Genomic DNA, 20,952 nt, shown 5'->3' with positions numbered 1-20,952 from the left:
TCAGAGGCGCAGGTAGCCGCTTTCGATGAGACGGACTCCTGCCGCCTTGTAGGCCTCGTCGTCGTCCGGGGCGATGGTCGCCAGGCCGTCGACATAGCGGTTGAACATGCAGAACGCCGCCGCGATCAGCACCGTGTCGTGGATTTCGACGTCCGTCGCGTCCTCCGCGCGAGCGGCGGCGATCAGCTCGTCTCCGACCGACTTCCCGCTTTCGCGGACAGCGAGCGCGACGTGCAGCAGCGCCTTCATCTTCGCCGACACGGGTGCGCCGTCGACGTCCTTCCAAGCCGCTTCGACGACCGGCATGCCGTCTTCGAGCGCTTCGGCGGCGGCGGCCGCGTGACTGCGTGAGCAGAAAGTGCAGTCGTTGCCGCGCGAGACCACCGCGGCGATCAGTTCCCGTTCGCCGACGCTGAGGCTGCTCGGCCCGCGCAGCAAGACCTCGGCGAACTGCCCGAGCGGCGCCGCGGTCTCCGGCCGGAAGGCGAACAGGGCGGTGATGCCGGGCAGGTTCTCGTCGAGCGCGATGTGCGGCATGGGGTGACTCCTCGCGGATCGGCCTTAAAGGTCAACAGAGTCATATCCGAAACCCCGGCGTCCACGGTGCCGCTGGATGGTCCAAAGCGGTAGCAAAGGTCCCCTGCTCCGTTCCTGGTCCGCTAGCGTGATCTTGCAACGCTGCTTTCGACTGGGGAGTTGGAACGATGAAACAGCGCAGGTCCATCCTGTCCGTCTTCACCCTCACCCTCGCCGTGGTCCTCGGCGCCGCCCTGCTCACCGACCTCGGCGGCACGGCCACCGAAGCCGGGGGCGACGCGGAATTCACCGGCACCGGCCGGGTCGTCATCCGCGACGCCGCGATGGTGCTCACCATGGACCCGAAGCTCGGCGAAGGGCCACTCGGCGCGCTCGCCGACGCCGACGTCGTCCTGGAGGGCACCAAGATCAAGCAGGTCGGCAAGGACCTCGAGGCGGCAGGCGCCCGGGTCGTCGACGGCCGCGGCAAGATCGTGCTGCCCGGGTTCGTCGACCTGCACAACCACCTGTGGCAGTCGCTCATCCGCGGCTGCGCGGCCGACAAGGAACTCGTCGGCTGGCTCGGCAAATGCGTCATCCCGTTGTACCGCGCCCCGGTGACCGACGCGGACGCCTACGCGGGCACGAAGCTCGCGGCCGCCGATGTCGTCTCGACCGGGATCACCACGGTCACCGACTGGTCGCACGCGTTCAACACCGACTTCGCCAAGGGCGGGCTCCGCGCGCTCGGCGAGTCGAAACTGCGGTTCCTCTACTCCTACAACGGGACCACCGACACCGCACTGCAGGACGAGATCCGCCGCGTCAAGCGCGAGGTCATCGACCCGAATCCGTTGGCACGCCTGCAGATCGGCACGCATCCGTCCACCGGGAACTTCCCGAGTGTCGAGGCGTCGGAGAAGCTCGCGCGCGAACTCGGCGTCTCGCTGAACGTCCACTTGCTCGAGTCCAAGGCAGACCTGCCTGCGGGTCAGATGGACGCGCTCCGCCGGGCAGGCGCGCTGCATCCGGGGCTGGTGGCGAACCACGTCATCCAGACCACCGACGCCGACCTCGACGAGCTCGCGGCCGCCGGCGTCAGCGTCGCGCACAACCCGCTTTCGAACATGCGGCTCGCTTCGGGCGTCATCCGGCTGCCGGAGATGAAGAAGCGGAACATGAAGGTCGGGCTCGGGCTCGACGGCGGGACCAACGACACCAGCGACATGTTCAACGTGATGCGCGCGGCGGTCGGTCTCCAGCGGGCGGTCACCACGGATCCGGCGGTCTTCCCGACCACGGCGGACGTCCTGCGCATGGCCACCCTCGGCGGCGCGGAAGCGCTCGGGATGGACAAGGAGATCGGGTCACTGACGCCGGGCAAGAAGGCGGACCTGCAGTTGGTCGACGCCCAGGCGGTCAACTTCGCGCCGAAGGTCGACTGGGTGAACCAGCTCGTCTTCAACACCCAGCCGGCGAACGTCTCGTGGGTCTTCGTCGACGGCCGCGCCCTCAAGCGTGACGGCCGCGTCGTCGGTCTCGACACCGCGAAGGTCGTCGCCGACGCTCAGCTCGCCGCGGACCGGATCAAGAAGCTCCTGCCGCAGTAATCCACTCGTAAAAGCCCTCTTCCTCGCGAAATCCGCGGGGAAGAGGGCTTTTCGCTGCTCGCGGGCCTCGGTTAGCGGATCCATAGCGAGTACTTAGCGGGGTCCGGAAAGGTTGCGCACCATGGGACACAAGAGAGGAGTTCTCATGAAAGGTCGGTTCACGAGAGGTGCCGCGGTGGTCGCCTTCGCCGCTCTGACGGCCATGGTCCCCGGCGTGGCGGTCGCCGGTGAGGCGCACGCGCAGGATGCGATCGGACCCACCGCCGTCGCCCCGGCCTGCGTTTACCTCGACCAGTGGGAGGAGGTCGATCCGAACAGCAAGGAGTGGAATTCCTGGGGGAAGATGACGAATCGCTGTTCCGGCCAGACGCTGTCCGTGCGGATGATCTGGTCCTGGGCACGTGACGGGGATTGTCGCGTCCTCCGTAACGGGGACTGGTGGAAAGAAGGCCGGATCGGCCCGCACCCCTCCATCTCGGAGTTGAGGCTTTGCTAGGGCGTTCGACATCCGGATTCCATGAGCGACCGAAGGGGAAGATGACCGTGAGCAAGCGCTGGAAGGCGTCGGCCGCCGTCGCCGTGGCCTTGGGGATACTCGGTGTGGCGACGCCGGCGAACGCCGTTGCCGCCGAGTCCGCCGGTTACGGGATCACGGAAGCCGCGCCGTCGTGCTTTTCCTTGAAACAATGGGACGACTTGACCGTGACGGGCTACCGCTCCCATGCCGAGATCAAGAACAACTGCAGTCTCATGTACCGGGTTCGGCTGATCTGGAACGCCGATTTCGACGGATCGTGCAAGCAGGTCCTGGCCGGCTCCGGGTTCGGTGAATGGCGCATCGGTTACAAGCCCTCTGTGTCCGAAATCCGGCTCTGCTAGACCGGCCTCGAATGCGCGTGAAGGCCCCCTTCCCTCGGCTGGTCACTTTAAAACCCATGGCCGAGGGAAGGGGGCCTTCACGCGCATTCCGTCAGTGCTGCAGCGGGAAGCCACCGCCGATGCCTCGCCACGCGAGGTTGGCGGTGAGCGCGACGGCCTCTTCGCGGCTCATCGACTTGTGGTGCGCCAGCCAGAACCGCGCGCTGACCTGCGAGAGGCCCACGAGGCCGACGGCGAGCAGCCGCGCCTTGTCCTCGTCGAGGCCCGCGTCGGCGGTGATGGTGTCGGTGATCGCGTCGACGCTGGCCGACGTCGCCCGGTCCACGGCCTCCTGCACGGCGGGCTCGCCACGCAGGTCGGACTCGAAGACCATGCGGAACGCGCCGGCGTCGTTGTTGACGAAGTCGAAGAACGCGCCGACGGTGGCCGGGACGCGCTGCTTGTTGTCCGTCGTGGAGTCCAGCGCCTCCTTGACCCGCCGTACGAGTTCGTCGACGTGGCTCTCCAGCAGCGCGATGTAGAGGTCGAGCTTGCCGGGAAAGTGCTGGTAGAGGACCGGCTTGCTGACTCCGGCCTCTTCGGCGATCTCGTCCATCGCGGCGGCGTGGTATCCGTTCGCGGCGAACACCCGCTGCGCGGCGGCCAGCAGCTGGGCGCGGCGTTCCGTTCTGGGCAGGCGGACGCCTCGCGCCTGCAGTCGCGCCATTTCGGTCATGCTTCCTCCAGTTCGAGGCACTCGTCTCCGCCGAGAACGCATCATCAGCGCAGTCGAGCGGGCTTCCCGGGCGGGGTCACCACCGCGTGAAGTGAACCCGAGATTACTCGCCGGTACGGCCGAACCGCCAAGGGTCGGGCATCCTGATCCTGTGTCTTCTTCAGTTTCGCGCGCCCACGCGGACCGCCCACCGCTGACCCATGTGCCGTTGTCGCGCAGGTCACTGCCGTCGCTGGACCCCGCGCCGGCACCTTGGCCCGGGGAAACAATAAGTGTCGGCGGGGTGAAATTGCACATCCGCCGGACGCCGGGGGGAGCCGGGACGGCGGTCTACGTCCACGGGCTCGGCGGTTCGTCCACGAACTGGACCGACCTCGCCGCGCTGCTGGCACCCGACGCGTCCGGGACTGCGCTCGATTTGCCCGGTTTCGGCTATTCGGAGCCGCCTGCCGGATTCACTTTCAGCCTCGACGCGCACGCCGACGTCGTCGTGAACCACATCGAGAGCCTCGACGCGGGGCCCGTGCACCTGTTCGGCAACTCGATGGGCGGCGCGGTCGCGCTGCTCGTCGCGGCCCGCCGTCCGGACCTGGTGAAGACGCTGACGCTGATCTCGCCCGCGATGCCGGATCTCCGTCCCAGCATGAAGCGGCTCTCCGATCCGCGGATGGCGTTCGCGTACCTGCCGCTGATCGGCCCGAGGGTGCGCCGTCAGCTGGCCGCGCTCGGCCCGCGTGAACGCGCCATGCAGGTCATCAACCTGTGCTTCGCCGACCCGAGCCGCTTCGCCGAAAGCAGGCTGAACGAACTGGAGCAGGAGCACAGCGCCCGCGCGGAGTTCGCCTGGGCCACGCCCGCACTGGCCCGCAGCACGTTCGGCATTTTCCGGACCTGGTCCGCGCGCGGACCCGCGTCGCTGTGGGCCGTCGCGCCACTGGTCGCCACGCCGACGCTGGTCGTGTGGGGGCAGCACGACCGAGTGATATCCGTCCGGCGCGCCGAACGTACCGCTCGCCTGCTTCCACACGCCCGGCTACTCGTTCTGCCCCGAACCGGCCATGTGGCTCAGATGGAACGCCCGAATGTCGTAGCGAAGGCCGTTTTGGGTATGTGGGAATCGGTCGAATCGGGCAACTGGTAGCCCAACCGGGTAGGTGAGACACGCCGCGCGATGCGCCGGTCGCTCACAACATCACAGTTCGGTTATGGCACCCTGGTGCCCGTGGACCGGGTGAAGCATGGCGCGCAGGGCGAAGGACGGCGGTCTCAGTACTCCGCTTCCGGTCGCCGTTCGGCACGTCCGCAGCCCCGGACCTCGGACGTCCCGCGCACCGGCCAGTACCGGCCGACGCCGACGCCGTCGCAGCGGCTCGACGAAGATCGCTACCGCCCGGGTACCCGCCGGACCAGCGCCCAGCCGCTCAGCGCGTCCTGGAAGCCGCACGAGTCCGGTGCCCCCAAGCCCAAGACGGCCAAACGGCAGAGCAACAGCGGCGTCGGTCGCTTCGCCAAGACCTACGGCTGGCGCGTGTACGCCCTGCCGATCCTGGTGGTGATCACCGCGCTGGTGGTGTTCAACACCGCCACCGGTCCGGCCGAGCCGATCGCCTCCGACGGGCAGTCGTTGGTTTCGGCCGACGGTTCCGCCGGCAACGGTGGAGAGCCCGGGGAGGGTGTCGACGGCGGTGGCGACGTCCTTCCGGAGAACCCGGCCAAACCTGTCGACCTCAAGATCCCGACCGCCGACCTGCCCAAGGGCGAGCCCTTCACCGAGTCCGGCAAGGGCACCTATCACGTGGTGCCGGGCAAGGGGGAGAAGGTCGGGACGGGCCAGCTGTATACCTACACGATCGAGGTCGAGGACGGCATCGATCCGACCAGCTACCTCGGTGACGACAGCTTCGCCAGGATGGTGGAGGGCACCCTGTCCAATGCCAAGAGCTGGACGTGGGATGGCAAGAAGGCGCTCCAGCGAGTCGACGCGAGCTTCCCGAACCCGAGCTTCCGGGTGAGTCTCACCACACCGAACACGACGCATCGCGCGGACGTCTGCATGTTCCAGATCACCTATGAGTCCTCGTGTTATCGCTCGAGCTTCGACAAGCGCGTGGTGATCAACCTCGCCCGCTGGGTGCGCGGGGCGATGGCCTTCGAGAGCGACATGACCGGGTATCGCCAGTACGCCATCAACCACGAGGTCGGGCACGCCCTGGGTGGAAAGCACGTGGGCTGCAAGGAGAACGGCGGGATCGCGCCGGTCATGATGCAGCAGACCTTCGGCGTCTCCAACGACTTCGTGGCGCAGCTGAACAATCTCCCGGGCGGTGACCGCGGCAAGGTGCTCGCCGACGGCAAGGTCTGCAAACCGGGTTCCTGGCCGAATCTGACCCCCTAGCACCTCCTCGTCCCACCTGGTGGACGTCCCAAAATATGGGCGCAGGGAAGACCCTCCAGCCTGCGGGTGTTGTGGATACTGGGATGCGACCCGCGATCCGCGCGAGATGGAGGACCCGATGTCAGGCACGCTGCCGCCGCTCGTCGAGCCGGCCGCCGAGCTCACCAAGGAAGAGGTGGCCCGGTACAGCCGTCACCTGATCATCCCGGACGTCGGGGTGACCGGGCAGAAGCGGTTGAAGAACGCCAAGGTGCTGGTCATCGGCGCCGGCGGCCTCGGCAGCCCAGCGCTGCTGTACCTGGCCGCGGCCGGTGTCGGCACGCTCGGCATCGTCGACTTCGACGAGGTCGACGAATCGAACCTGCACCGCCAGGTCATCCACGGACAATCCGACATCGGCAAGCTCAAGGCCGCGTCGGCACAGGAGTCGATCGCCGAGATCAACCCGTTCGTCAAGGTGCACCTGCACACCGACCGGCTCGAGTCGTCGAACGCGCTGGAACTGTTCGAGCAGTACGACCTGATCCTCGACGGCACCGACAACTTCGCCACGCGTTACCTGGTCAACGACGCCGCCGTGCTCACCGGCAAGCCCTACGTGTGGGGCTCGATCTTCCGGTTCGAAGGACAGGCGAGCGTGTTCTGGGAGGACGCGCCGAACGGCAAGGGCCTGAACTACCGAGACCTCTACCCCGAGCCGCCGCCGCCCGGCATGGTCCCGTCGTGCGCCGAGGGCGGCGTGCTGGGCGTGCTGTGCGCGTCGATCGGCTCGATCATGGTCAACGAGGCGATCAAGCTGATCACCGGCATCGGTGAGCCGCTGCTGGGCAGGCTCGTCAGCTACGACGCGCTGGAGATGAAGTACCGCGAGGTCAAGGTCCGCAAGGATCCCGAGACCCCGAAGATCACCGAGCTCATCGACTACGAAGCGTTCTGCGGTGTCGTCTCGGACGAAGCCGCTTCGGCCGCTTCCGGGCACACGATCACCCCGGCGGAGCTCAAGGCCAAGTTCGACAACGGCGACAGCTTCGCCCTCATCGACGTCCGTGAACCGCACGAGTACGAGATCGTGAACATCAAGGGCGCGACGCTCATCCCGAAGGACCGCATCCTCTCGGGTGAGGCGCTGGCGGAACTGCCGCAGGACAAGCCGATCGTGCTGCACTGCAAGTCGGGTGCGCGCTCGGCCGAGGCGCTCGCGGCGCTGCACCAGGCCGGATTCAAGGACGCGACCCACCTCGGTGGCGGCGTGCTGGCCTGGGCGCGGCAGATCGATCAGAGCCTGCCGACGTACTGAGATCTTTCCGCACTGACCTGCGGAAAGAGAGCAAGGGACCTTTGCTGTCGCCCGCTGGGCGATAGCAAAGGCCCCTTGCTCTCACCAGCGCGTCTTCTCGTTCGTGGCACGGTTCACGGGGTAACGTCCCGTGCCGTGCGTGCCACCCTAGAAAGCCCTCCGGACCACGTCTCCGCGGCGTTCGGCGGACGGACCGGTGACGTGGAGCCGCTGCCCGGCACCACCGCCTGGCGCTACGGCGATCTCGTGCTGAAGCCGGTTGTGGACAAGTCGCGGACCCTGTGGACGGCCCGGGCGCTGGAGGCCGTCGACGAGCCCGGCCTGCGGGTCGCGAAGCCGATCCGGTCCAGTGACGGCCGCTGGATCGTCGGTGGCTGGTCGGCGAACCGGTTCGTGTCCGGCACTCCCGAGCATCGTTACGACGACGCCGTGCTCGCGGCGATCAGGCTGCACCGCGCGACGGCCGGGCTGCCGCGGCCGGATTTCCTGGGGCGCCGCACCGACATCGAAGCCCTGGCGGACCAGCTCGCCTGGGGCGAAAAGGACATGTCGCTCGACGAGACCAAGGGCGGCCGCTGGTTCGAGGTGCTGGCCGGGTCCCGAAGACCGGTCAAACTCCCGGATCAGGTCGTCCACGGAGAGCTTCTCGCCAGTGTGCTGTTCGACGGCGACGAGGCGCCCGGGATCGTCGATTTCGTACCGTACTACCGCCCCGGTGAATGGGGCGCCGCGATCGTCGCGGTCGACGCGCTCGCCTGGGGCGGCGCCACCATCGATCTGCTCGAACGCTGGGCGCATCTCCCGCAATGGCCGCAGCTTCTCCTGCGGGCCGTTCTCTTCCGCCTGGCCGCCAACGCACTCGACCCGAGGTCGACGCGAGCGGCACACGACGGGCTTCGTGCCGCCGCTCGCGATGTGAGCGCGGTCCTGTAATGCGCGTGAAGGCCCCCTTCCCTCGGCTCAGCCGAGGGAAGGGGGCCTTCACGCGCTTCTCTACTCGGTGCGCAGGTTCTCCGTCCGCGCGGCCGAGCGGACCGCCGGCAGCGTCGACGCGGTCACCAGCAGCACCACGGCGATCGCGGCCGCGGCGAGCACGCCCACCGCCGTCCAGTCCACCACCAGGGGATTGGTCAGCAGCCGGGTCGCCATCGCGGCGATGCCGATCCCGGTCGCGATCGCCGCCCCGATGCCGAGCAGCAGCGGAATCCCGTTCTGCCACAACAGGGACCGCAGCACGACCCGCACGGGCACCCCCGTCGCGGACAGCGCGCCGATCGCCCGGCGCCGTTCACGCACCTGTTCCTGGGCGAGCACCAGGAGACTCACGCCCGCCAGCAGCAGGATGAACAGCGCGCCGCCGAACAGGAGGTCTCGGACGTCGGTGAACATCCGGGCCTCGTCCGCCAGTTGCTTGCCGTCCACAGTGGACACCTGAGCGCGCCAGCCCAACGGGGCGACCGCGTTGCGCACCCGTTCCACGAAGTCCGGATCCGCCGTCGCGGGCCGGGTGATCCCGGTGGCACCGGCCTGGGTCAGATCGACGCCGGCGATCGCGGCGGGCGTCACCAGGATCTGTGCACCGGAGAAGCTGACGAGCCCACCTGTCTTGAGGTCGATCTGGCGTGGTTCCGCGGGCACGGTCCAGGTGTGCGCCCGCCTGCCGTCGTCGGCCAGGGCCACCGTCTGTCCCTTGTGGACTTTCTCGGCTCGTTCGTCCGGGAGGACGAAGACGTCGCCGTCGGCGCACATCGGCGCCGTCGTGACCGCTTTGATGGTGTCGCAGTCGCCGATACCGAGGTAGGAACCCCCCTCGCTGACGATCAGGGTGTGCAGTTGCCGGACGTCCGTCGCGCCGGGGACGGCCCGCACCGCCGCCACGGCCGCGTCCCCTGCTCCGCTCGTGGAGCTGAAGTAGACGGGTTCGGACGACTGCTGGCGGGACATCGGCAGTTCCTTGTAGAACGCCGCCTGCCCGGCCAGCAAGGACTGCAAGGCGATCGCCCCGGCGATGACGACACACAATCCCGCGACGACTCGCGAAGGGGTCCCGCTGTCGGTCTGCAGACGCCGGACGGCGAGCTGGAACGCCGGTGGCCCACCGCGAATCCGGGAGACCACGCGTTCCAGCAGCCAGGGCAGCATCGCCGGAATGCCGATCAGCAGCAGCGCCGCCCCCGCCATCACCGCTGTCCGCGCGAGCTGGCTGCCGGAGGCGTAAACCGGGACCAGCAAAGCGATCCCTCCGGCCACCGGCAGGAGCCGCCACCACAACCGCCGTCGCACCGGCGATGCCTGACGCACCACGCCGAGCGGTTCGATGATCGTGTGGCGTTGCGCGACCAGCGTCGCCACCACGGTCAGCGCCGGGACGACGAGCGCGATCAGCACCACCAGCGGCCACGACGGCGTCAGGTCGCTCGGGAAGAGACCGAAGCGGAACACCTGCAGATGCTCGACCTGACTACGGAAGAGCAGGAACAACCCGGCGCCCGCGAGCAGCCCGGTCGCCGCGCTCACCAGGGTTTCGGCCGCGGCCACCCGGCGGACCTGCCGGGAGGACGCCCCCGCCAGCCGGAGCGCGGCCAGGCGCCGATCGCGGTTCGCGCTCCCGATGCGCGAGGTCGTGCCGATGAAGATGAACACCGGCGTGAGCAGCGCGACGATCCCGATCATCAGCACCAGGAGCAAGCCCGGTTCGAGTGGCGCGCTCAGCCCCGGGTCATAACCGAAGGAGTAGACGGGGGAGCCCGTCAACGTCGCGTCGGCGCCGACGTAGGCCATCAGGTCCCTCGGGTTCTGCAAGGCCTCCGCCCCGATGATCCCGACCGGCTTGCCGACGAGGCGGGGCAGCAGGAGATCGCCCGCGTCCGACGCGAGAAGTTCGTCCAAGCGCGGCGAAACGACGACCTCGCCCGGCGCGGGCACCCGGTCCAGCCCCGGCGGCACCGGCGAGCCCGGTCCGGTCGCGTGCACGTAACCGAGGCTGATCGGCTCGCCGCGGAACTCGGTCGTCCGCAACGTGTACGTCAACGGGGACAAGCCGGGCTTCGCCTCGAAGCTCACCCGGGAGGCGTCCTCGCGCGCCTGCCTGCTCTCGGAGGCGTTGCCCGCCGACGCCGCACCCAGCAGGACGGCGACAGCCAGTCCGATGCCGATCGTGCTGAGCAGCAGCCTGATGACCGAGGTCCGGCCGCCCCCGACGGCCAGCCGGAATCCCAGCACCAGATCTTCCCGCGCGGTCATCGGGTCACCGCCGGTTCGCGCGTGCGGCCGTCACGGACGACGACTTCGCGGTCGGAGTACGCGGCCACCCTCGGTTCGTGGGTGATCAGCAGGACGGCGGCGTCGGTCTGCCGCGCGGTCTCGGTCAGGAGCCGCATCATCAGTTCGCCGCTCAGCGAATCCAGCGCGCCCGTGGGCTCGTCGGCGAAGATGACGGCGGGGCCGGTGATCAGTGCCCTGGCAACGGCAACGCGCTGACCTTGGCCGCCGGAGACCTCGCCGGGACGGCTGCCCGCGGCGTCGCCGACCTCCAGCCTGTCGAGCCAGGTGGTGGCGAGCGCTTCCGCCGGACGGCGTTTCATACCGCCGAGCCGCAGTGGCAGCGCGACGTTCTCCAGGCAGGTCAGTTCAGGGACGAGCTGGCCGAACTGGAAGACGAAGCCGAATTCGGTGCGCCGCAACGCGCTGCGCTCGGCATCGGACATTCCCGAGAGTTCGCGTCCCCGGAACAGCACCTCTCCCTCGTCGGGCCGGACGATGCCGGACAGGCAGTGCAGCAGTGTCGACTTCCCGGACCCCGACGGGCCCATGACGGCGACGATCTCGCCCGCGGCGAGGTCGAGTCCGGCCCCGGCGAGTGCCTGGGTCGGGCCGAAGGCCTTGTGCAGCCCCAGGCCTTGTAACAACGGTGTTTCCACTGGGGTTCCCCCGGATCGTGAGCGGCTCAATGCTCGAGCTGACGGGCGAGATCGCCGAGGCGGGCGGCGGTGAGTTCGAGCCATCGCAGGTCCGCTTCGAGATGGAAGAGCGCGTGGTCGCAGATGAGCTGGTCGGCGAGGTCGCCGTGGGTCTTGCGGGTGGTGAGTTCACGCATGACGCGCAGGTGGGAGGCACGCTGGGCGTCGAGCAGGTCGTCGGCGCCGCGGCCGGAAAGCAGCGCGAGAACGACCTTCGTGTAGAGCGTGTTCTGCAGGTACACCGAGGGGTTTTCCGGGCTTTTCAGCCAGTCCTCGACGTTGGTGACGCCGGCGTCGGTGATCGCGTACCGCTTGCGATCCGGGCCGCCGCCCGGCTCGACGCCGCTCTCCTCGACGAGGCCGTTCTTCAGGAGCCGGTTGAGCGTCGAATAGACCTGCCCGTAGTGCAGCGGGCGATCTTGCCGGAACTGCTTGTCGTAGAGCTGTTTGAGGTCGTAACCGTGCTTGGGGCCGCGTTCGAGCAGGCCGAGCAGGGTGTTCCCGATGGACATGCGGAGGACTATACACAGTGTGTATACGCACCGTCTATACACAGGGTGCATAGCCGTCGACCTGGCGTGTGACCTCACGGTGTGACCTTCGCCGACGGCAGGCAATGTCAAACGCCTGAAACATTCAGGAGTTTTCAGGTAACACGGCCTCCCTACCTTCAAGCGCAATCGAAGCCTGGAGGAGGTGCCCGTGCCGCTTGCCGCTCTCGTCACCACCCGCGCGGTGGACACGCACTGCCCGTACTGCGCCCTGCAGTGCGGGATGAGCCTCGACGGCACCCGCGTCACCCCGCGCGACTTCCCGGTCAACGCCGGCGGCCTGTGCCAGAAGGGCTGGACGTCGGGGGAGTTGCTCACCTCGCCATCCCGCCTGACGACGCCGCTGATCCGCGTCGACGGCGAACTCCGCCCCGCCGGCTGGGGTGAGGCGCTCGACCTCGTCGCGCGGCGGCTCACCGAAATCCGGGCGGCCAAGGGCGCCGACTCGGTCGCCGTCTTCGGCGGCGGCGGGCTGACCAACGAGAAGGCCTACCTGCTGGGGAAGTTCGCCCGGGTCGCACTGGGCACCTCGCAGATCGACTACAACGGCCGGTTCTGTATGTCCTCCGCGGCCGCCGCCGGGATCAAGGCGTTCGGCGCCGATCGCGGGATGCCGTTCCCGGTGACGGACCTCGCCGCCGCCGACGCCGTCCTCCTGATCGGCGCGAACCCGGCCGAGACGATGCCGCCGTTCACCCAGCACCTGCGGGGCTCGGACCTGATCGTCGTCGACCCGCGCCGCACGCCGACCGCCGAACTCGCCGGGCTGCACCTCGCGCCCGCACCCGGTACCGATCTCGCTCTCGCGCAAGGGATCCTGCACGCGGTCGTCGCCGACGGCCTGCTCGATCAGTCCTATGTGGACAAGCGAACCAGTGGTTTCGAGCAGCTGTGGCGTTCGGTCGCGGCCTGGTGGCCGGAGCGCGTCGAGCAGATCACCGGGGTCTCCGCCGCCGACCAGCGCAAGGCCGCCGCGAAACTCGCCGCCGCCCGCAACGCCTACATCCTCACCGCGCGCGGTACCGAACAGCACGCCAACGGAACGGCGATGGTGAACGCGTGGATCAATCTCTCGCTCGCGCTCGGCCTCCCGGGACGTGAGGGCTCCGGATTCGGCTGCCTGACCGGACAGGGCAACGGCCAGGGCGGCCGCGAACACGGCCAGAAGGCCGACCAGCTTCCCGGCTACCGCAAGATCGACGACCCCGCGGCGCGCGAGTACGTCGCCGGAGTGTGGGGCGTGCCGGCGGAATCCCTGCCGGGGCCGGGCCGTTCGGCCGTCGAGCTCCTGGAGGCATTGGGCACGGACGACGGTCCGAGCGCGCTGATGGTGTTCGGCAGCAACCTCGTCGTTTCGGCGCCCGGAGCGGGAAGAATCCAGGACAAGGTGTCCTCTTTGGACTTCCTGGTGGTTTCGGACCTCGTGCTGTCGGAGACGGCGGCGATGGCGGACGTCGTCCTGCCGGTCACGCAGTGGGCGGAAGAGGACGGCACGATGACGAACCTCGAAGGCCGGATCCTCTTGCGCCGCAAGGCGATCGACCCGCCGTCCGGCGCAAGGACCGATCTGTACGTGCTTTCGGAACTGGCCCGGCGGCTCGGCCAGCCCGACGGGCGGTTCCCCGACGACGCCGAGACCGTCTTCACCGAACTCCGCCAGGCGTCCAAGGGCGGCGTCGCCGACTACTCCGGCGTCACCTACGACCGGCTGCGGGCAGGTGAGGCCCTGTACTGGCCGGTGACGGCGGAAACGCATCCCGGCACGCCCCGGATGTTCCTCGACTCCTTCGCTCACCCGGACGGCCGCGCGCGGTTCGTGCCGGTGGACCACGTCGGCCCGGCCGAACTGCCCGACGACGAATTCCCCTTGCAGGCCACCACGGGCCGGGTCCTGCAGCACTACCAGTCCGGGGCACAGACCCGGCTCGTCAAGGAGCTGAACGACGTCGTAGGGGAGGCCTTCGTGGAAGTTCACCCGGACACCGCCGCCCGGGCGGGGCTGGCCGACGGGGAACTCGCGCTCGTGCGGTCCCGGCGCGGCGAGACCCTGGCGCGGGTGCGGTGCGTGTCTTCGCTGCGCCCGGATCTGGTGTTCCTGCCGTTCCACTTTCCCGGTAAGGGCCGGGCGAACCTGCTGACCAACCCGGCACTCGACCCGACGAGCCGGATGCCGGAGTTCAAGGTGTGCGCGGTCGCGCTCGGCCCGGCCGAGGACGCCGCGTGAGCCCCCGGTCGGTGGTCATCGCCGGATACGGGATGGCGGGCGCGCGGCTCGCGGACGACATCCAGCGCCGTGACCCGGACGGCGAACGCGTGCGGATCACGATCGTCGGCGCGGAGGCGCACACCGCCTACAACCGGGTGCTGCTCTCGTCCGTGGTCGCCGGGACCATGCGGCCCGAGGTCGTCCGCCTCCACGACGACGAATGGTCGTCCCGCACCGGTGCCGACCTGCGACGCGGGGTCGCCGCGACGTCGATCGACCGCACCGCGAGGCGGGTCCACCTCGACGACGGGTCCACTGTGGACTACGACGCGCTGGTGCTCGCCACCGGCGCCAACCCGTGGATGCCGCCGGTCGAAGGTCTCGAACCCGGCCCGGACGTCGTCGCGTTCCGCACGCTCGACGACTGCGCGCGTATCCTCGACGCCGCGAAACTGGGCGCCCCGGTCGCCGTCCTCGGCGGCGGGCTGCTCGGCCTGGAAGCCGCGCGAGGCCTTGCGGGGCGCGGGAATCTCGTCACCGTCGTGCACCCGATGCCGCACATCATGGAACGTCAGCTCGACGCGGACGCCGCGCGCGTGCTGACCAGGAAGCTCGAAGAACTCGGCGTCGGCTTCCGGCTCGGTGTCGGCGCGGCGCGTTACGTCAGCGGCGACGGGCTCAAACTCGACGACGGAACGCATGTGCCCGCGGACCTCATCGTCGTCTCGACCGGTGTCCGGCCCGAGACGAAACTGGCCGTGGACGCCGGATTGACCGTCGACGGCGGCATCGTCGTCGACGATCTGCTGCGCACCAGCGACGGCCGGATCCACGCGATCGGTGACTGCGCGCGGCATCCCGGCGCGTTCGGCGGCCTGGTACAGCCCGCGTGGGAGCAGGCGGCCGTCGTCGCGGATCTGGTCACCGGGACCAAAGCGGCGTCGCGCTATCACGGCACCCAGCCGGTGACCCGGCTCAAGGCGCGCGGCATCGACCTCACCGCGCTCGGCGAGACGATGACCGGCGCCGACGATCCGACCGCCGAGGTGCTCACCTTCAGCGACCCGGCGGGCTGCCGCTACGGCAAGCTCGTCGTCCGCGAAAACCGGGTTGCCGGCGCGATCCTGCTCGGCCTGCCCGACGCGGCCGCGATGATCACGCAGTTCTACGACCGGGGCACGCCGGTACCCGAAGACCGGCTCGCCGTCCTGCTCGGCCGCGCGCTGCCCGCCGGGGCGCCGTCCGCGGCGAGCCCGGGCGACCTGCCCGCGTCGGCGGTCATCTGCCGCTGCAACGCGGTGACCAAGGGGCGGCTCGTCGAAGCCTGGCGAGCCGGCGCCACCGACATCCCCGCCCTCGCCGGAGCGACCCGCGCGACAACCGGTTGCGGTGGCTGCAAAGACGCCGTCGGCGGCGTCGCGAAATGGCTGGCCGCCCAATGATCCGGCTCACACAGACCCGAACGACGCCCACCAAGGAGGCCCACATGACCGCTCGTGGAAAGCGCTGGATCGAGCACTGGGATCCGGAGAACGAGCAGTTCTGGGAGGAGTCCGGCAAGCAGGTGGCCCGGCGGAACCTCTGGTTCTCCATCCTGGCCGAGCACATCGGCTTCTCGGTCTGGACACTGTGGTCGGTCATGGTCCTGTTCATGGGGCCGCAGTACGGGTTCTCGCCCGCCGACAAGTTCCTGCTGGTTTCGACGCCGACGGTGATCGGGGCGTTCATGCGCCCGCTGTACACCTTCGCGGTGGCGCGGTTCGGCGGCCGGAACTGGACGATCGTCAGCGCGTTGCTGCTGCTGGCGCCCACCATCCTGGCGGCGATCGTGATGCAGCCGGGCACCTCGCTCTCCACGTTCCTGCTGATCGCCGCGCTCGGCGGGGTCGGCGGCGGGAACTTCGCGTCGTCGATGACCAACATCAACGCCTTCTACCCCGAGAAGCACAAGGGCTGGGCGCTCGGGCTCAACGCGGGCGGCGGAAACCTCGGTGTGGCGGCGGTCCAGCTGGTCGGCCTGCTGGTCATCGGCACCGTCGGCGCGACCGCGCCGCGGCTGGTGCTCGCCATCTACATCCCGCTCATCGTGGTCGCGGCCGTGTGCGCGTACTTCTACATGGACAACCTGTCGTCGATGAAGGGCGACACCAAGGCGATGCGCGAGGTCGTCAAGGACCCGCACACGTGGGTGATGTCGTTCCTCTACGTCGGCACGTTCGGTTCGTTCATCGGCTACAGCTTCGCTTTCGGCCTGGTGCTGCAGAACCAGTTCGGCCGTACCCCGCTGCAGGCGGCCGCGGTGACGTTCCTCGGGCCGCTGCTCGGTTCCTTCGCCCGTCCGGCGGGCGGCTGGCTGTCCGACCGGATCGGCGGGGGCAAGGTCACCTTCGCGACGTTCGTCGGGATGGCCGTGGCCACCGTGGTGCTGATCCTGGCGTCGTCGTCGAACTCGCTGGCGCTGTTCACCGTCGCGTTCATCGTGCTGTTCGTGCTGACCGGGGTCGGCAACGGTTCGACGTACAAGATGATCCCGGCGATCTTCCGCGCCAAGGCGAAGGTCGCGATCAGCGAAGGCGCCGATGAGGCGCTGGAAATGCTGAAGGCGCGCAAGCTCTCCGGCGCGTTGATCGGGCTGGCCGGGGCGATCGGGGCGCTGGGCGGGTTGTTCATCAACCTGGCCTTCCGCCAGTCGTTCGCGGACACCAAGAGCGGCGTACCGGCGTTCATCGCCTTCCTGGTCTTCTACGGGCTTTGCTTCGCCGTCACGTGGGCGGTGTATCTGCGCAAACAGCAGGCGGAGGTGGCGAGCACCCGAGGTCTGGCGCTCGCCGGAGCGGAGGTCTGATGCGGAAACTCGTCGTCGCGGGACATGGCATGGTCGCGCACCGGCTCGTGGAAGCGGTGCGCGCGGCGGACAAGGCAGGCGAGTGGGAGGTGGTGGTCCTCGCCGAGGAGGCGAGGCCCGCCTACGACCGCGTCGCACTGACGTCCTATGTGGACACTTGGGATCCGGCTTCCCTCGCGTTGGAGGGAGCCGACTACGCCGGTGACTCGCAGGTCGAACTGCGGCTCGGCGACGCGGTGACCTCGGTGGACCGGGACCGCAAGGTCGTCGTCACCGAGTCCGGCCACGAGCAGCCCTACGACGCGCTGGTCCTCGCGACCGGGTCGCGGCCGTTCGTCCCGCCGGTGCCCGGTCACGATCTTCCGGGCTGCTTCGTCTACCGGACCATCGAAGACCTCGACAACATCCGGGAAGCCGCTCAGCGGCCCGGGCGTGGACGTCGTTCGGCGGTCGTCATCGGTGGCGGTCTGCTCGGGCTCGAAGCCGCGAAGGCGTTGCGGGACATGGGGCTTTCGCCGCACGTCGTCGAGATGGCACCGCGCCTGATGCCGCTGCAGGTCGACGAGTGCGGCGGTGGTCTGCTGCGGCGGCTGATCGCCGAACTCGACGTGACCGTCCACACGGGAACGTCGACCGACGCCATCGAGCCGGACGGCGAGCGCTACATCGCGCGGCTCGGCAACGGCACCGAACTCGACGTCGACCTGGTCGTGTTCTCCGCCGGGATCCGGCCGCGCGACGATCTCGCGCGGTCGTCCGGGCTGGAGGTCGGCGCGCGGGGCGGCATCCTTGTCGACGAGTCCTGCCGGACGTCCGACCGGGGAGTGTTCGCGATCGGTGAATGTGCCGCCGTGGCGGGAAAGGTGTACGGCATCGTCGCACCCGGGTATGCGATGGCGGAGGTCGTCGCCGCGCAGCTGACCGGTGGCGAGGGGACGTTCCCCGAGCCGGACATGTCGACGAAGCTCAAGCTCATGGGCGTCGACGTAGCCAGCTTCGGTGACGCGCACGCGGCCACCGAGGGCGCGCTGGAAGTCGCGTTCAACGACGCTGTCGCCGGGACCTACAAGAAACTCGTGATCTCGGACGACTCGACGACGTTGCTCGGCGGTGTGCTGGTCGGCGACGCGAGCGAGTTCAACACGTTGCGCGCGATGGTCGGCAGGCCGCTGCCTGCCGAGCCGGGCGCGATCCTCGCCCCGACCGGTGGTGGTGCCGCCGTCGGCGTCGACGCGCTGCCCGACGCCGCGCAGATCTGTTCGTGCAACGCGGTTTCCAAGGGTGCCATCACCCACGCGATCACCGAACAGGGCTGCGATTCGGTCGCGAAGATCAAGGGCTGCACCCGCGCCGGGACGGCGTGCGGATCGTGTGTCCCGCTGCTCGGCAAGCTGCTGACGGCTTGCGGTGTCGAGCAGTCGAAAGCGCTGTGCGAACACTTCCCGCAGTCTCGCGCGGAGCTGTTCCAGATCCTGCAGGCCACCCGGATCAGCACGTTCAGCGAGATGATCGACCGCTACGGTACCGGAACCGGTTGCGCCCTCTGCAAACCCGCGATCGCGTCGATCCTGGCCACGCTGGGCAACGGGCATATCCTGGCCGGTGAACAGGCGACCCTGCAGGACACCAACGACAAGTTCCTCGCGAACCTCCAGCGCAACGGGACCTATTCGGTGGTGCCGCGGATCCCCGGCGGCGAGATCACGCCGGAGAAGCTCATGGTCATCGCTCAGGTCGGGATGGACTTCGGGCTGTACACCAAGATCACCGGCGGACAGCGGATCGACCTGTTCGGCGCCACCGTGGACCAGCTTCCGCTGATCTGGCGGCGACTCGTCGATGCGGGGTTCGAATCAGGCCACGCGTACGGGAAGTCGTTGCGTACGGTCAAGTCCTGCGTCGGTTCGACCTGGTGCCGGTACGGCGTGCAGGACAGCGTCGGGCTCGCGATCGAACTGGAACTGCGGTACCGGGGCCTGCGTTCGCCGCACAAGCTGAAGTCCGCGGTCTCGGGTTGCGCGCGGGAATGCGCGGAGGCGCGGAGCAAGGACTTCGGCGTCATCGCCACCGACAAGGGGTGGAACCTCTACGTCGGCGGGAACGGTGGCGCGACCCCGCGGCACGCGGACCTTCTCGTGTCCGAAGTGGACACCGAGACCCTGCTCCGCACCATCGACCGGTTCCTGATGTTCTACGTCCGCACGGCCGACCGGCTGCAGCGCACCGCGCCGTGGGTCGAGGAGATGGAGGGCGGTCTCGACCATCTGCGCGCGGTGATCGTCGACGACAAGCTCGGCATCTGCGAGGACCTCGACGCGGCGATGGCCAAGCACGTCGGGGACTACGCCGACGAATGGCGCGGCGTGCTGGAGGATCCGGAGAAGCTGGCGCGGTTCAGCTCGTTCGTCAACGCGCCGGGCACGCCGGACCCGACGATCTCGTTCCGGACCGAACGCGAGCAGAAGGTTCCCGTGCTGCTGGGCATCCCGGAGGTGAAACGGTGACGACTTCGATCGAGCGCACCTGGACCGCGATCTGCGCGGCGGGTGCGGTACCCGAATGGTCCGGTGTCGCCGCCCTGCTCGACAGCGGCGCGCAGGTGGCGATCTTCCGGCTTCCCGGCGACCGGTGGTATGCGCTGTCCAATATGGACCCGGCGAGCGGCGCGGCCGTGCTTTCGCGAGGCATCGTCGGCGACGCCGGCGGTGTCCCCGTGGTGGCTTCGCCGTTGTACAAGGAACGTTTCGACCTTCGGACCGGCGCATGCCTCGACGCCGAGGGTGTCTCGGTCGAGGTGTACCGGGTCCGGGTCACCGGGGGGATCTTGGAGGTGGAGGCTGTGGAGGTGGAGGCTCCGGTGGACTCACCGTGACAGAAGTCCCTCCCCTGGCGGGATTCGTCATCGGTATCACGGCGGCGCGACGAGCTGACGAGCTCGGCGCGCTGTTCGTGCGTAAGGGTGCGACCGTGCGCTACGGCCCGGCGATCAGGATCGTGCCGCTCGCCGACGACACGGAGCTGCGTTCGGCGACCATGCGCCTGCTGGAAGACCGCGTCGACGCCGTCGTCGCGACGACCGGGATCGGGTTCCGCGGCTGGATCGAGGCGGCCGAAGGCTGGGGACTGGGGGAGGACCTGCTGGACCGGCTGAGCGGGGCGTCGCTGCTCGCGCGCGGCCCGAAGGCCACCGGAGCCCTCCGCGCGGCCGGGCTCTCGGAGGACTACTCGCCCGGTTCGGAGAGCAACGCGGAGGTACTGCAGCACCTGCTTGATTCCGGTGTGGACGGTCAACGGATCGCGGTGCAGTTGCACGGGGAGCCGCTTCCGTACTTTGTGGACAGTCTCCGCTCGGCCGGTGCGGAGGTGATCGAGGTCCCGGTGTACCGCTGGGTCGGCCCCACCGATCCCGGGCCGCTGGACCGGCTGCTGGACGCGGTGCTCGACGGCGCGGTGGACGCGCTGCCGTTCACCAGCGCGCCCGCCGTCGCGTCCCTGCTGGCCGTGGCGAAACGGACCGGACGGCTGCCGGGAATCGTGCAGGCACTGGAAAAGCGGGTCGTGGTGGCCTGCGTCGGGCCGATCACCGCGGGCCCGCTCGCCGCGATCGGTATCCCGACGGTGCAGCCCGCACGGTCGCGGCTCGGCGCCTTGGCGCGGACCGTGTCGGAGGCGCTCGAGGCTCGTTCGCCGCAGCTGACCGCGGGCGGGCGGAGTATCGAACTGCGGGGGCAGGCGGCGCTGGTCGACGGGCAATGGTGTGACGTCGCGCCCGCGCCGATGGCCCTGCTGCGGGCACTCGCCCAGACGCCGGGCCGGGTGATCTCGCGGCGCGAGTTGATCGCCGCGCTGCCCGGTGGCGGCGAGGAACACGCCGTCGAGACCGCCATCGGACGCCTGCGGAGTTCGCTGGGGGCCCCGAAACTCGTCCAGACCGTGGTCAAGCGCGGATATCGGCTGGCCGTCGACCCGTGAGCCCCGC

Annotated in this window: 18 protein-coding genes; 13 read left to right on the top strand and 5 right to left on the bottom strand. The window is 69.2% G+C overall.

Annotated elements, in window-relative coordinates; genetic code table 11:
• Positions 1–537, bottom strand: a complete 537-nt coding sequence (locus ACLJRL_RS12065) for a carboxymuconolactone decarboxylase family protein (RefSeq protein ID WP_410656215.1) — start codon at positions 535–537, stop codon at positions 1–3.
• A 167-nt stretch (positions 538–704) separates the two neighbouring features.
• Between ACLJRL_RS12065 and ACLJRL_RS12060 the strand changes: the two genes are divergently transcribed.
• From ACLJRL_RS12060 to ACLJRL_RS12050, 3 genes are all read left to right on the top strand, one after another.
• Positions 705–2,126 (top strand): amidohydrolase family protein, encoded by a 1,422-nt coding sequence (locus ACLJRL_RS12060; protein ID WP_410656214.1) that lies wholly within the window; start codon positions 705–707, stop codon positions 2,124–2,126.
• A 145-nt stretch (positions 2,127–2,271) separates the two neighbouring features.
• Positions 2,272–2,622 (top strand): hypothetical protein, encoded by a 351-nt coding sequence (locus tag ACLJRL_RS12055; protein ID WP_410656213.1) that lies wholly within the window; start codon positions 2,272–2,274, stop codon positions 2,620–2,622.
• 41 nt (positions 2,623–2,663) lie between these two features.
• A complete protein-coding gene (locus ACLJRL_RS12050; RefSeq protein WP_410656212.1) occupies positions 2,664–3,005 on the top strand; it encodes a hypothetical protein in 342 nt (113 codons plus the stop codon).
• 91 nt (positions 3,006–3,096) lie between these two features.
• Here ACLJRL_RS12050 and ACLJRL_RS12045 read toward each other — a convergent pair whose 3' ends face one another.
• On the bottom strand, positions 3,097–3,720 hold the full coding sequence (locus ACLJRL_RS12045; RefSeq protein WP_410656211.1) for a TetR/AcrR family transcriptional regulator: 624 nt from the start codon (positions 3,718–3,720) through the stop codon (positions 3,097–3,099).
• A 283-nt stretch (positions 3,721–4,003) separates the two neighbouring features.
• Here ACLJRL_RS12045 and ACLJRL_RS12040 point away from each other — a divergent pair, with 283 nt between their 5' ends.
• From ACLJRL_RS12040 to ACLJRL_RS12025, 4 genes are all read left to right on the top strand, one after another.
• On the top strand, positions 4,004–4,861 hold the full coding sequence (locus ACLJRL_RS12040; RefSeq protein ID WP_410656210.1) for an alpha/beta fold hydrolase: 858 nt from the start codon (positions 4,004–4,006) through the stop codon (positions 4,859–4,861).
• Between the two features lie 81 nt (positions 4,862–4,942).
• Entirely contained in the window at positions 4,943–6,115 is a 1,173-nt protein-coding gene (locus tag ACLJRL_RS12035) for a DUF3152 domain-containing protein (RefSeq protein WP_410656209.1), read from the top strand.
• Positions 6,116–6,233: 118 nt separating this feature from the next.
• The gene (gene moeZ, locus ACLJRL_RS12030) at positions 6,234–7,412 is read left to right on the top strand and encodes an adenylyltransferase/sulfurtransferase MoeZ (RefSeq protein WP_410656208.1); all 1,179 of its coding nucleotides are present in this window, start codon (positions 6,234–6,236) and stop codon (positions 7,410–7,412) included.
• 135 nt (positions 7,413–7,547) lie between these two features.
• Positions 7,548–8,345 carry a TIGR02569 family protein gene (locus ACLJRL_RS12025; RefSeq protein WP_410656207.1) on the top strand — a complete coding sequence of 266 codons (798 nt, stop codon included), beginning with the start codon at positions 7,548–7,550 and terminating at the stop codon, positions 8,343–8,345.
• Positions 8,346–8,405: 60 nt separating this feature from the next.
• Here the strand turns inward: ACLJRL_RS12025 and ACLJRL_RS12020 are convergent, their stop codons facing one another.
• The 3 genes from ACLJRL_RS12020 to ACLJRL_RS12010 are packed head-to-tail and all read right to left on the bottom strand — an operon-like array spanning position 8,406 to position 11,883.
• Positions 8,406–10,655 carry an FtsX-like permease family protein gene (locus tag ACLJRL_RS12020; protein WP_410656206.1) on the bottom strand — a complete coding sequence of 750 codons (2,250 nt, stop codon included), beginning with the start codon at positions 10,653–10,655 and terminating at the stop codon, positions 8,406–8,408.
• A complete protein-coding gene (locus tag ACLJRL_RS12015) occupies positions 10,652–11,332 on the bottom strand; it encodes an ABC transporter ATP-binding protein (RefSeq protein WP_410656205.1) in 681 nt (226 codons plus the stop codon). Before ACLJRL_RS12015 ends, ACLJRL_RS12020 begins: the two co-directional genes overlap by 4 nt.
• Positions 11,333–11,358: 26 nt before the next feature.
• Positions 11,359–11,883: a PadR family transcriptional regulator gene (locus tag ACLJRL_RS12010; RefSeq protein ID WP_410656204.1), complete on the bottom strand. Its 525-nt coding sequence runs from the start codon at positions 11,881–11,883 to the stop codon at positions 11,359–11,361.
• A 190-nt stretch (positions 11,884–12,073) separates the two neighbouring features.
• Here ACLJRL_RS12010 and ACLJRL_RS12005 point away from each other — a divergent pair, with 190 nt between their 5' ends.
• The 6 genes from ACLJRL_RS12005 to ACLJRL_RS11980 are packed head-to-tail and all read left to right on the top strand — an operon-like array spanning position 12,074 to position 20,945.
• Positions 12,074–14,146: a molybdopterin oxidoreductase family protein gene (locus ACLJRL_RS12005; protein ID WP_410656203.1), complete on the top strand. Its 2,073-nt coding sequence runs from the start codon at positions 12,074–12,076 to the stop codon at positions 14,144–14,146.
• Positions 14,143–15,570: an FAD-dependent oxidoreductase gene (locus tag ACLJRL_RS12000; RefSeq protein ID WP_410656202.1), complete on the top strand. Its 1,428-nt coding sequence runs from the start codon at positions 14,143–14,145 to the stop codon at positions 15,568–15,570. The genes ACLJRL_RS12005 and ACLJRL_RS12000 overlap by 4 nt, the downstream gene beginning before the upstream one ends.
• 44 nt (positions 15,571–15,614) lie before the next feature.
• Positions 15,615–16,973: a nitrate/nitrite transporter gene (locus tag ACLJRL_RS11995; RefSeq protein ID WP_410656201.1), complete on the top strand. Its 1,359-nt coding sequence runs from the start codon at positions 15,615–15,617 to the stop codon at positions 16,971–16,973.
• The gene (nirB, locus tag ACLJRL_RS11990) at positions 16,973–19,477 is read left to right on the top strand and encodes a nitrite reductase large subunit NirB (protein ID WP_410656200.1); all 2,505 of its coding nucleotides are present in this window, start codon (positions 16,973–16,975) and stop codon (positions 19,475–19,477) included. Before ACLJRL_RS11995 ends, nirB begins: the two co-directional genes overlap by 1 nt.
• The gene (nirD, locus tag ACLJRL_RS11985; protein WP_410656199.1) at positions 19,474–19,845 is read left to right on the top strand and encodes a nitrite reductase small subunit NirD; all 372 of its coding nucleotides are present in this window, start codon (positions 19,474–19,476) and stop codon (positions 19,843–19,845) included. The genes nirB and nirD overlap by 4 nt, the downstream gene beginning before the upstream one ends.
• A complete protein-coding gene (locus tag ACLJRL_RS11980; RefSeq protein WP_410656198.1) occupies positions 19,842–20,945 on the top strand; it encodes a uroporphyrinogen-III synthase in 1,104 nt (367 codons plus the stop codon). The genes nirD and ACLJRL_RS11980 overlap by 4 nt, the downstream gene beginning before the upstream one ends.
• Positions 20,946–20,952 lie beyond the last annotated feature (7 nt).

Origin of the sequence: Amycolatopsis sp. lyj-112, from assembly GCF_046549055.1 — a bacterium.
Lineage (GTDB): Bacteria > Actinomycetota > Actinomycetes > Mycobacteriales > Pseudonocardiaceae > Amycolatopsis.
Note: the sequence above shows the minus strand (reverse complement) of the source record. Positions and strands in the feature narration are given on the sequence as shown.